This window comes from Alcanivorax sp. HI0044 (assembly GCF_001634945.1).
In genome coordinates this window covers 1-834 of the sequence record NZ_LWEZ01000200.1, presented here as the reverse complement: position 1 = coordinate 834, position 834 = coordinate 1, and the positions used below count along the sequence as shown (strand labels likewise).

Genomic DNA, 834 nt, shown 5'->3' with positions numbered 1-834 from the left:
TAGCCCCAGCGGGTAATCGGACGGTAGATGTAGACCATGGCATTACGTGGATCGAGCGTATCCATGGGGGCAAAGGTTTTTCCCTTTGGCGCATCCAGGAACGCCCCGGGGGTGGAAGGAATCCCCATTCCCACTCCAGAACAACCCGAAATAACCCAAAGGCAAGCCGCCAGCAGCACAGCCAATCGCATTATTATTCTCCAGCGTTGCCATATCCGGTGCTCCCGGATCGGCCCTGTTTATTATTGCGTGCAATATAAAAGCATTTTGATGGCCCAACTATGGCCGATTTACCCGCATTGCTCAAGCGCGAGAGGCCCGGCATGCCGGCTCTGGGGCCCGCCACATACGGCGTGGCGGGCAAGCGCTCAATTTACCGGCAACCGACCAGCGCCGCTCTCCCAGAGCCGGGGTTTTCTGTTAGGATTTCGCCATGGCAGTAAATCGAATCCACACCCCCTGTATTGGCGTCTGTTCCACCGTTTTCGGTGACACGGTTTGCCGTGGCTGTCGCCGTTTCAGCCACGAGGTGGTGCACTGGAATGGCTATACCAACGAGGAAAAGACCATCGTCTGGCGGCGCTTGAACCTGCTGCTGTGTCAGGTGGTGGACAACTACTTTGTGGTAGCGGACGCCGACCGCCTGGCCGCCGAGCTCGATTTCCAGAACCTGCGCTATCAGACCCAGCTGTCCCCCCAGGGCTGGGTACCAGAGTTGCTCAAGGCCGCGGGTTCCAAGATGATTCCCTACGACCACTTTGGTCTGCACGCCCTCCCCCCCACCGAAGCCATGACCCCGCGCCAGCTGTACGACCAGATCAGCGCGGAATGCCA

1 protein-coding gene is annotated in these 834 nt (G+C 58.9%); it reads left to right on the top strand.

The features are described from left to right. Window positions 1-433: 433 nt before the first annotated feature. Window positions 434-834, top strand: a 401-nt coding sequence (locus A3730_RS02385) for a DUF1289 domain-containing protein (RefSeq protein ID WP_063537405.1), incomplete at its 3' end; no start/stop codon positions are given.